This window comes from Rothia sp. HMSC061C12, assembly GCF_001815755.1.
Classification (GTDB): Bacteria; Actinomycetota; Actinomycetes; order Actinomycetales; family Micrococcaceae; genus Rothia; species Rothia mucilaginosa.
Genome location: NZ_KV821871.1, coordinates 1 through 2,221, shown reverse-complemented (window position 1 = coordinate 2,221; position 2,221 = coordinate 1). Strand labels below are relative to the sequence as shown.

The window sequence follows — 2,221 nt, the reverse complement described above, 5'->3', positions numbered from 1 at the left end:
AGCGTGCGGTCAATGCGGATGCGGCGGCAGAAATCCTCATCGTGGCTCACCACGATGAGCGCACCGGTGTAGGCTTCGAGTGCCTGCACCAGCCAATCCACCGAAGAAATATCGAGGTTATTCGTCGGCTCATCCAGCATGAGTAGCTGCGGCACCGGATCCGCCAGAAGCACCTGCGCCACCGCGGCACGGAAGCGCTCACCTCCGGATAAATCCCCAATGCGCTGATGTACGCTTTCGCGACGGAAGAGCAGGCGCGCCAACTGGTCACGCAGATGCTGCTCGCTCGCACCGGGATTCGCCCTCTGTACGGTTTCAAGGAGGGTGAGCTGCGGGTCGAGGGTGATGCGCTGCGGCAGGTATGCGGTGTTGTCCAGGCGGTAGAGCACTTGGTATGCAGGCGGCACTGGGGAACGGTAATCAGGGTCATTCGCGTGCGCTATCGCATTGAGAAGCACAGTCTTGCCACTGCCGTTTGCGCCCGTGATGTGCAGGTGTTCGGGTCCGGTCAGGATAAGAACCTCGGGAAAATCTTGGATTTGAAGCAGATAATCAACTTTATATGGTTGTGTTTCACGTGAAACGGTGTTTTGGGTGTATGCATTCTTAAGGTCGGCGCTCTGCGGTGTAGATGCGCAAGAGTCGTTCTTTACCCGATGTAATTCCAGTACCTTCCGCCCCAGTGGGAGCGCATCCTGAGCAAGTTCCAGATAGATACGCTCCTGCACGCGCAGGTTCTTTTGGGCTTCTCCGACTGCTGCACGCGCATCCGCCACCATGCTTTCGTGGGCTGTGTGAAGTTTTCCGGCAGAGCGCTCTGAACTGTTCTTATCCAGGCCCATAGCCATGCCAGGTTTCCGCTTTGATCGCTCAAATTCGCGACCTCGGCGAGTGTTGCGATCGAGCTTAATCTGGTTCTCGGCGCGCTCACGCACAGCCTTACGCGCCTCATTCTTCGCCTCGGTCACGTGGCGCTGAGCTGCCTGCTGCTCGGTCTCCAGTGCCTGCCGGTATGTGCTGTAGTTACCCTCGAAGAGGCGCAGATGCGCCAGCCCCTGGCGGTCGGCGTGAAGCTCGGCAATCACGTTCACGCGCTCCAGCAGATCGCGGTCGTGGCTAATGATGAGTGCCGGGCAGGTGAGGGTTGCAAGAGCCGTATAAAGCCGATTCTTCGCCGAAGAATCCAGATTATTTGTGGGCTCATCCAGCAGAATGAACTCGGGGTTTGAATATAGAAGCGCGGTGAGTGCGGCTGTGACCGTCTGACCACCTGAAAAGGTGCTAAGGGGACGCATCAGAAGGTTGCGACGGGCCTGTGTATCGGTCGTAGTGAGGGCAGGACCAAAACCATGTTCGGCAAGGGCTACGAGGGTGCGTTCTTCAATATCCCAGGCGTCGCCTATGGTGTCGTAAAGGCTGGGGGAATATTCACCCGATTCCAGCGCATCAAGCGCCTGCAGTATTTTTGTAATTCCAAAAATATCGGCAAGATGCTGATGCCCACTCAACCCTAAATCTTGCGGTAAGTACGCTATGTGCGGTGGGGTGCTAATTGTGCCTTGACTAGGGTTTATGTCGCCAAGAATAAGTCTGAAGAGGGTAGTTTTTCCGGTGCCGTTATCGCCGATAAGCCCGGTGAGTGGCGCAGAAAATACTGCCGAAAGGTCCACAAACAGTGGGGGCTGGCTCGGGTGTGCGTACGAAATATGGTCGAGTGTAATGTGGTGTGGCATGGGCCGAGTTCCTTCGAGTAGGTGCTCGGATTCCTGCCAGCGCACGTGAAGGTGTGAAGGCATGAAAAAACCCGAGCGTAACGGTGAATAGACCTATGCCCGGGTGCGTGCGCGCTGACAGAAATACGCAGGATAAAGCGACTATATGGCTGTGCCTATAAACCTGCTGCGTGAGCGCGCGAAAAATTCTGTGAGGTCCGGGCTTATGCTCGGTGGGTCATTTCTTTGATGCCTCCTAGATTCCGAAGGGCACCCCGGTCGCGCCTTGGGTGGCTTCGGTCAAACGATACATTCAGCTCCGCCAGCTACCCCCGTGGTGGGGTAGCGCGGATAGAGAGCTGATGGCTCAAGCATAGAAACTATGTGGGTGCTGAGTCAAACACCTTCCCATGTAGGAGAAGATTCAGCATGCTGATTCCCCGAATGGTTCCTTCCCGAGAGTTTTTGTTGAAAGGTTGAGCGTGCGGTCAATGCGGATGCGGCGGCAG

The 2,221-nt window shown here is 56.3% G+C and carries 1 protein-coding gene; it reads right to left on the bottom strand.

The features are described from left to right. On the bottom strand, positions 1-1,733 hold a 1,733-nt coding region (locus HMPREF3055_RS06235), incomplete at its 3' end, for an ATP-binding cassette domain-containing protein (RefSeq protein WP_070738584.1). Between the last annotated feature and the right edge of the window lie 488 nt (positions 1,734-2,221).